General features: G+C 78.7%; 1 protein-coding gene and 1 pseudogene. Both read left to right on the top strand.

From position 1 onward, the window contains the following. On the top strand, nt 1-2,315 hold a 2,315-nt coding region (locus C6N75_RS26535; RefSeq protein ID WP_146132684.1), incomplete at its 5' end, for a DUF5682 family protein. After that, nucleotides 2,312-2,607, top strand: a pseudogene (locus tag C6N75_RS26530) (hypothetical protein); the annotation flags it as partial. The gene C6N75_RS26535 and the pseudogene C6N75_RS26530, both read left to right, overlap by 4 nt.

Below are 2,607 nucleotides of genomic sequence, written 5' to 3'. Positions count from 1 at the left end.
CCACCGGCCCCCGCACCGGTCCCGGCTTCACCAGCCCCCTCGATCTGCGGCTCGACCCGCTCCGTTCCGACCTGGACCGCCGCCGCGAACACGCGCTGCACCGCCTCGGCGTATGCGGCGTGCCCTACGCGGAAGCCCGCGAGGTCGCCGGCGCGGGCGGGGCCGACGCCCTCACCTCCCGCTGGGAGGTGCGCTGGACGCCCGCCACCGCCGCGGTGCTCGCGACCACCGGGGCGCACGGCGTCACCCTCGCGCAGGCCGCCGAAGGCATCCTGCGTGAGCGCCGACGCGCCCAAGCCGACGGAGGCGGCCCCACCGCCGCCCAGGTGCTCGCCGGACTGGAGCAGGCGGCGCAGTGCGCCCTGCCCGGTCTCGTCGCCGAACGCCTCGCCGAGGCCGCCCGGGTGCTGCCCGCCACGGCCACCCTGCCCGAGCTCCTCGCCGGCCTCTCCCTCCTGGACAAGCTGCGCGCGGGCCACGTCCCCGGTCCGGACGCCGGCGAGACGCGGACGGCCGCTCTGGACGCCGCGACCGACCTCCTCACCGCCGCCGCGGTCCGGCAGGTCGACGGCCTCAGCGGTTCCGAGGACCCCGCCGACGCCCGCGCCCTCGTCGAACTCGCCCACCGCGCCGACCTCCTGGGCGGAGTCCGAGCGGTCGCCGCCCTGGCACGACTGGCTGGCGACGGGTCCCCGCTGATGCGCGGCGCCGCCGGCGCGGTCCGGGTCCTGCTCGGCCACGAGGAGCCGGGGCGGTTCGGCGACCGGGCCGCCTCCTGGGTCGACGCGGCCGGAGACCCGCCGTCCCGCGCGGCCCTCACCGCTCGCCTCACCGGGCTGCTGACCGCCGCGGGCCCCCTCCTGGAGACCGCCGCCGCGGCCCTGGAGCCACTGCTCGACCGCGTCACCGGACTCACCGACGACGCCTTCCTGCTCCGGCTGCCCGCCCTGCGCGGCGGTTTCGACACGCTCAGCCCGGCCGCCCGCGACCGGCTCCTGACGGTCGTGGAGGGCCGGTTGGGCGCGCGGGTCGCCGACACCGGCGACGCCGGCCCCGAAGCCCTCGCCCGGTGGACCAGGGCGGATCACGCCGCCCGCGCCGCCCTGCACCGCCTGGACCTGCTGCCCCCGGCCACGCCCGGAGCCGGTGCGGCTCAGGAAGCCCCGGATCCACGGCGCCGCGTCGCGGAAGGCCCCCCGGACCCGCACCGGCGGCTCGCGCCCGCCGACCGCTGGCGGCTGGTGCTGGGACGCCGCACCGACCGGCTGCCGTCCTCGGCCGGCCGCCTCGCCACCGCCCTGGACGAGCTGTACGGCGCCGGGCGCGGCGAAGGCAGCCGCAGCGGCCTGCCCACCGGAACCGGCGGCGGCCGCGAAGCGCCCTACCCGGGCGCCCGCGAATGGTCGGCGGAGCTGGCGGCGCTCTTCGGGCCCGGCGTACGCGAAGAGGTCCTGGCCGCGGCCGCCTCGGCCGGACGCACGGACGTCCTCGCCGAGCTGGACCCCGGCAGCGTCCGCCCCTCCGTCGACCTGCTGCGCACCGTCCTGCGCCACGCGGGCGGGCTGCCCGAGGCCCGCCTGGCCGCGCTGCGGCCGCTGGTCCGGCGGCTGACCGACGAGCTGACCCGGGAGCTGGCGACCCGTCTGCGGCCCGCCCTGCACGGCGCCGCGCTGCCCCGCCCCTCCCGCAGACCCGGCGGCGGCCTGGACCTCGCCCGCACCGTGCGGGCCAACCTGGCCACCGCGCTGCCCGGCCCCGACGGCGCCGTGACGATCGTGCCCGAACGCCCGGTCTTCCGCACCCGCGCCCGGCGGGCCGTCGACTGGCGGATCATCCTGGTCACCGACGTGTCGGGCTCCATGGAGGCGTCGACGGTCTGGAGCGCGCTGACCGCGGCCGTCCTGGCCGGAGTGCCGGCCCTGTCCACCCACTTCCTCGCCTTCTCCACCCAGATCGTGGACCTCACCGACCACGTCCACGACCCGCTCTCCCTCCTCCTGGAGGTGAGCGTGGGCGGCGGCACCCATATCGCCGCCGGACTGCGCCACGCCCGCGAACTGGTCACCGTCCCCTCCCGCACCCTCATCGTGCTGATCAGCGACTTCGAGGAGGGCCACCCGGTGGGCGGGCTCCTCGCCGAGGTCCGCGCCCTGCTCGGCGCGGGCTGCCACGTCCTCGGCTGCGCCGGCCTGGACGACTCCGGCCGCCCCCGCTACTCCGCCGGCGTCGCCGCGCAGCTCGTCGCGGCGGGCATGCCGGTGGCCGCCCTCAGCCCCCTCGAACTCGCCCGCTGGGTAGGGGAGAAGATCTCATGAGCCCGCTGCTGCCGCCCGTCGCCCCCGAGGTGACCGCCGAACTCGTCGCCGCGCTGCCGCCCAGACTGCGCAGGCGCCTGGACGCCGGCACGGCCAAGCTCGCCGCCCGCCCGGTCGTCCGCGACGGCGAGACCGTACGGATCACCCTGGACGACGACACCGCCCTGGAGCTGCACGCTCCCGGCGGCACGGTCACCACCGCCGACGCGATCCACTGCGGCTGCCTGCTCGCCCCCGCCTGCCTGCACCGCGCCGCCGCCGAAGCGGTGCTGCGGGCGGCGGCCGCCGTCCT

This window comes from Streptomyces solincola (assembly GCF_002982015.1).
In the GTDB taxonomy this organism is placed as follows: domain Bacteria; phylum Actinomycetota; class Actinomycetes; order Streptomycetales; family Streptomycetaceae; genus Streptomyces; species Streptomyces solincola.
This window is presented reverse-complemented; position numbering and strand designations above follow the sequence as displayed.